The organism is Mesorhizobium sp. M1A.F.Ca.IN.022.07.1.1 (genome assembly GCF_003997575.1).
Classification (GTDB): domain Bacteria; phylum Pseudomonadota; class Alphaproteobacteria; order Rhizobiales; family Rhizobiaceae; genus Mesorhizobium.
This window is the reverse complement of record NZ_RZST01000414.1, coordinates 1-4545: the sequence shown is the minus strand read 5'-3', so window position 1 is coordinate 4545 and position 4545 is coordinate 1. Positions and strand designations below refer to the sequence as shown.

Annotated in this window: 6 protein-coding genes and 1 pseudogene; 5 read left to right on the top strand and 2 right to left on the bottom strand. The window is 63.7% G+C overall.

What is annotated here, in order from left to right:
• A pseudogene (locus tag EOA75_RS35320) lies at positions 1-106 on the bottom strand (DNA mismatch repair protein MutT); the annotation flags it as partial.
• A 113-nt stretch (positions 107-219) separates the two neighbouring features.
• Here EOA75_RS35320 and EOA75_RS29290 point away from each other — a divergent pair.
• Entirely contained in the window at positions 220-981 is a 762-nt protein-coding gene (locus EOA75_RS29290) for an SOS response-associated peptidase (RefSeq protein WP_127325788.1), read from the top strand.
• A 99-nt stretch (positions 982-1080) separates the two neighbouring features.
• On the opposite strand, the gene EOA75_RS29285 is transcribed toward EOA75_RS29290, so the two are convergent.
• Positions 1081-1236 (bottom strand): hypothetical protein, encoded by a 156-nt coding sequence (locus EOA75_RS29285; RefSeq protein ID WP_082953737.1) that lies wholly within the window; start codon positions 1234-1236, stop codon positions 1081-1083.
• Positions 1237-1624: 388 nt separating this feature from the next.
• Here EOA75_RS29285 and cysS point away from each other — a divergent pair, with 388 nt between their 5' ends.
• From cysS to EOA75_RS29260, 4 genes are all read left to right on the top strand, one after another.
• Positions 1625-3076, top strand: a complete 1452-nt coding sequence (gene cysS, locus EOA75_RS29280) for a cysteine--tRNA ligase (protein WP_095823670.1) — start codon at positions 1625-1627, stop codon at positions 3074-3076.
• Between the two features lie 267 nt (positions 3077-3343).
• Entirely contained in the window at positions 3344-3763 is a 420-nt protein-coding gene (locus tag EOA75_RS29270) for a DUF559 domain-containing protein (RefSeq protein WP_281058585.1), read from the top strand.
• A complete protein-coding gene (locus EOA75_RS29265) occupies positions 3760-4146 on the top strand; it encodes a VOC family protein (protein ID WP_066997387.1) in 387 nt (128 codons plus the stop codon). Before EOA75_RS29270 ends, EOA75_RS29265 begins: the two co-directional genes overlap by 4 nt.
• A gap of 18 nt (positions 4147-4164) precedes the next feature.
• Positions 4165-4545, top strand: a 381-nt coding sequence (locus tag EOA75_RS29260; protein WP_164747638.1) for a GFA family protein, incomplete at its 3' end; no start/stop codon positions are given.

The following is a 4545-nucleotide window of genomic DNA, read 5'->3' as shown; positions in this document are numbered from 1 at the left end:
CGTAGAGCCCTTGCGAAGGCGGCCGCGCCCGCTTGACAAGCAGCACCGTCTTGCCGCGCGCGACGGCGACGGAGACTGCCGGGATAATCTTGCGAACCTTGTTCATGCGTTGCGAATCGCGCCGGCTGCCGGCTTGGTTGTGGACCGGACAGCTTTAGCGGTTGCGGCGCGGCGGTTCCATCGCCACTTTCATGGCGATCCCGACCGAAGAGCCAATCCATGTGCGGACGCTTTGCCCTGACCGCCTCGCCGGACCAGACCGCCGCCATTCTTGGCCTGGCGGAGCTGGAGGCGTTTCCGGCCCGCTACAATATCGCTCCGACGCAGCCGGTGCTGATGGCGTTCGCCAGTCCGCCAAGAGCGCCAGGCTCCAACCTGCCAGACCGCCAGGCGATGCTGGTGCGCTGGGGCCTGATCCCGACTTGGGTCAAGGATACGAAGGAATTTCCGCTGCTCTTCAACGCGCGCTCGGAAGGCGTGCTGCAGAAGGCCTCGTTCAAGACCGCCATGCGCCATCGTCGCACGCTTGTGCCGGCCTCCGGCTTTTATGAATGGCAGCAGTCGGGTAGCGCCAAGGGCCAGCCCTACTGGATCCAGCCGCGGCGGGGCGGGGTGATCGCCTTCGCCGGTCTGATCGAGACCTATGCCGAGCCGGGCGGTTCCGAGATGGACACCGGCGCGATCCTCACCACGCGGGCCAACGCCGGCACCGCCCATATCCACGACCGCATGCCGGTGGTGATCGAGGAACGCGATTTCGCCCGCTGGTTGGATTGCCGCACGCAGGAGCCGCGCGACGTGCTCGACCTCCTCAAGCCCGCCGAGCCCGATTTCTTCGAGGCGATTCCGGTTTCCGACCTCGTCAACAAGGTCGCCAACACCGGGCCGGAGATTCAGGAGCGGGGCATGGTCGGGCCTCAGCCCGACAAGGTCAGGCGCCAGAAACCCGGCGCGGACGAAAACCAGATGACCCTGTTTTAGCGAAGGCTGCTAGCGGAGGCCTTCATCTCCAGGGCGAGCATTGGCGTCGCCCTCATCGCCGGCACCCCGATCATCGGAGACTGCGCCGGTCCTGCCGTTTCAAGCGGCGCGCGGCGAGATGATCTTCTGCGCCGGCTTCTTCTTCTTCGCGGTGTGAAGAAGGGCTGCGACGATGGCCGCAGGGCCGATCGCGCGGTAGTGGCTGGCGAGCGGCTGTTGCGCCGGTCGACTTTGTTCTTGCTTACTTCGAGGCATTGTTCTCTTCCCTGGTAACGTTTTCGTGTCTGGGTTTGGTGGTCGATTCGGACCAAATCGTGACGTTTGGCGGTCTAGTCCGATAATGTTTCATCACTGTGCCGAGATGCTTAATAAAATGTTTCGGCCCGTTTTTACCTGTGATGGAACGACAGCTTTCCCGAGTTGAGCGACTTGACGGCAACACCTGCGGACGCGATAAAGCCGGGCATGAAAACGTCTTTCGCCATTTGTGGCATTTGCATTATTGGCTAGCCTCGCGCTGGTCCGGACGTTTTCGCCTTATCTTCCCCTAGATTGGACAAACGCCCCGGCCAGCAGGCTGGAGCCCGATTTGCGCCCGCGCGCGGGGAGGCTCCGTCCAACATAAGGGATCGGAAGAGCACGAATGTCTGACGCATCGAAGGGCCTCAGCCTTTACAACACGCTGACGCGGGCGAAGGAGCGTTTCGTTCCGATCGATCCGCAAAACGTGCGCATGTATGTTTGCGGCCCGACAGTCTACGACTTTGCCCATATCGGCAACGCGCGGCCGGCGATCGTCTTCGACGTGCTGTTCCGTTTGCTGCGCCAACTCTATGGCGAAAAGCACGTCACGTATGTGCGCAACATCACGGATGTCGACGACAAGATAAATGCGCGCGCCCTGCGCGATTTCGGCGCCGAGATCGAAGTCGGGACGCTTTCGCTGAACGACGCGATCCGGCGCGTCACCGAAAAGACCGCCGACCAGTACCACAAAGATGTCGCGGCACTCGGCTGTTTGGAGCCGACCCACGAGCCGCGGGCGACCGAGTTCGTCGCGCCCCGCGCCGACGGCAAGGCCGACATGCTGTCGCTGATTGCGCAACTGATCGAGCGCGGCCACGCCTATGTCGCCGGGGGCGAGGTGCTCTTCGACACCGCCTCGATGCCCGATTATGGCGAGCTTTCGAAGCGCAATCTCGACGAGCAGCAGGCCGGCGCCCGCATCGCGGTCGACGTCCACAAGAAGAACCCCGGCGATTTCGTTTTATGGAAACTCTCGACGCCGGAAGAGCCCGGCTGGGAAAGCCCGTGGGGCAGGGGCCGTCCGGGCTGGCACATCGAATGCTCGGCCATGTCGGCCGCCTATCTCGGCGAGATCTTCGACATCCATGGCGGCGGCCTCGACCTGATCTTCCCGCATCACGAGAACGAGATCGCCCAGTCGCGCTGCGCCCACGGCACCAAAGTCATGGCCAATGTCTGGATGCACAACGGCTTCCTTCAGGTCGAGGGCCAGAAAATGTCGAAGAGCCTCGGCAATTTCTATTCGATCCATGAGCTCTTGGAGACCGAGACTTTCGGCGGCAGGAAATGGCCGGGCGAGGTGCTGCGGCTGGCGATGCTGATGACGCATTACCGCGAGCCGATCGACTTTTCCGTGCGCAAGCTGGAGGAGGCGGAAAACACGCTGCGCAAATGGAAACGTGCGGCCGACCTTGCACCCGCGGCGGCGAGGGACCTGCCGGCATACGTGCTGGAGGCGTTGTCCGACGACCTCGCCACCTACACTGCCTTTCAGCGATTGACGCAGCTTGCCGGCGAGGCGGTGGAGTTCACTGGCGCCGGCGAGAACGCCGCCGCGGCTTCACTGAAAGCGGCGCTTGCCTTTCTGGGTTTCGATGTCGGCGCAGCGAAGGTGGACGAAACCGTGATCGCTGCGGCGATCGCCAGGCGTCTGAGGTTCATCGCCGATAAGAATTGGCCCGAAGGCGACCGCATCCGCGACGAGCTTCTGGCGCAGGGCGTTCAGCTCAAGGACGGCAAGGATCCGGTCACCGGCCAGCGCGTGACGACCTGGGAGATCAAGCGGTGAGGGTGGCGCAGGGGATCGTTTCAGGACTGGCGGAGGCGCCGGTGACGTCCAATCTCCCCCCTTGCGGGGGAGATGCCCGGCAGGACAGAGGGGGGTGCGAAGGAACTCCAGGGTTTGAGTTTTCCCACTCACACACCCGCTATTTCCTAGGAGGGCAGCACTCTCTCGTTGCTACGTCGGCGGGACAGCACCCCCCTCTGTCCTGCCGGACATCTCCCCCGCAAGGGGGGAGATTAGCTCGGGCGTGCGATTTCGTTAGTCGCAAACGTGAGGGCGTGTAGCTATGGTCACGACCTCGTTCCATCCCGTCAGCGCAATAACGCCAAGTCCATGCGGCGTGCCATGACGGATGCCGAGCTGAAACTTTGGAACGAGTTGCGTGCCCACCGCTTGATGGGCATGAGCTTCCGGCGGCAGGTGCCGATCGGGCCTTATATCGTTGATTTCGCGTGCTCGGCCCATCGCCTCATAGTCGAGGTCGATGGCAGCCAGCATGGCGATGCGGAACACTTAAACCGTGACGAGGCAAGAAGTGGCTATCTAGCTGCAAGCGGCTGGACCATCCTGCGCTTCTGGAACGACGACGTGATCCGCGATATCGACAATGTCTGCCAGCACATCGTCATTGCGGCCGGCCTGGCCGGCGCCGAAGTGCCGGAGACCGCAACGCAGGAGCTCGTTCCATGATCGATCATCTCGGCATCAGCGTTTCCGATTTCGAAAAGTCCAAGGCCTTCTACGACAAGGCGATGGCGCCGCTTGGCGCTTCGCTGCTCTACATGGTGCCGGAGGAATATACCGCCGGCGCCAAGGTCGGCGGCTATGGCCGCGACCGGCCGGTGTTCTGGCTGAGCGCGGGCAAGGAGAAGCCGAAGGACCATCAGCATGTCGCCTTCACCGCGCGCAGCCGCGCCGAGGTCGACGCCTTCCATGCCGCGGCCCTTGCGGCCGGCGGCAAGGACAATGGCGGGCCGGGGCTGCGTCCGCATTACCACCCCAATTATTACGGCGCCTTCGTCTTCGATCCCGACGGCAACAATGTCGAGGCGGTCTGCCATGATCCGGAGTGAGCTCGATGGGAGGGATCGATGAGCCTTGATAACCGGCCGGTCTATACGGGCGGGTGCCAGTGCGGCGCCGTACGTTTCCGCGTTGAGGGCGCGCTGGGCGATGCCTCGGTCTGCCATTGCCGCATGTGCCAGAAGGCGAGCGGCAATTTCTATCTGCCGCTGGTCTCGGTGCGCGGCGCCAGGCTCGACTGGACGCGCGGCGGGCCGAAGCGCTTCCGCTCGTCCAGCGCGGCATGGCGCGGCTTCTGCGCCGAATGCGGCACGCCGGTGACCTTCGAGGCGCCGGACGGCGTGGCGCTGGCGATCGCCGCCTTCGACGACCCGGCCGGCATCGCGCCAACCATCCAGTGGGGCGTCGAAGCGAAGCTTCCCTATGTCGACGGCGTTTCGAAACTGCCC